This is a genomic window from Paenibacillus sp. MER TA 81-3 (assembly GCF_023713585.1).
Taxonomy (GTDB): domain Bacteria; phylum Bacillota; class Bacilli; order Paenibacillales; family Paenibacillaceae; genus Paenibacillus_B; species Paenibacillus_B profundus.
The window spans coordinates 1-503 of the sequence record NZ_JAMAWB010000058.1 but is presented as its reverse complement, the minus strand read 5'-3'; the positions used below and the strand labels follow the sequence as shown (position 1 = coordinate 503).

General features: G+C 49.5%; 1 protein-coding gene. It reads right to left on the bottom strand.

Translation table 11 applies throughout. The features are described 5' to 3' along the window. A partial coding sequence (locus M3650_RS31190; protein WP_251580228.1) for a MucBP domain-containing protein occupies window positions 1-503 on the bottom strand: 503 nt, incomplete at both ends.

Below are 503 nucleotides of genomic sequence, written 5' to 3'. Positions count from 1 at the left end.
ACTTTATCCGTGCCTTGCTCCAGATAGTTCACGCTCAGCTTTTGTGCTGTTCCTTTGTAGTAGAACGTGTACACATTGCCTTCTGCTTTAAAGGTGTAGCTATCACTTTCCTTCACCGGCGTGTAACCCGCTACTTCAGTTGCTTTCAGCTCCACTGTTTCACCTGTTACTCCGTCTACGGTCGTGGCTTCCGCCAGGACTTTATCCGTGCCTTGCTCCAGATAGTTCACCGTCAGCTTCTGCGCGCTTCCCTTGTAGTAGAAGGTGTACACATTACCTTCTGCTTTAAAGGTGTAGCTATCGCTTTCCTTCACTGGCGTGTAACCCGCTACTTCCGCGGCTGTCAGCTCCACCGTTTTACCTGTTACTCCGTCTACGGTCGTGGCTTCCGCCAGAACTTTATCCGTGCCTTGCTCCAGATAGTTCACGCTCAGCTTTTGTGCTGTTCCTTTGTAGTAGAAGGTGTACACATTACCTTCTGCTTTAAAGGTGTAGCTATCGCT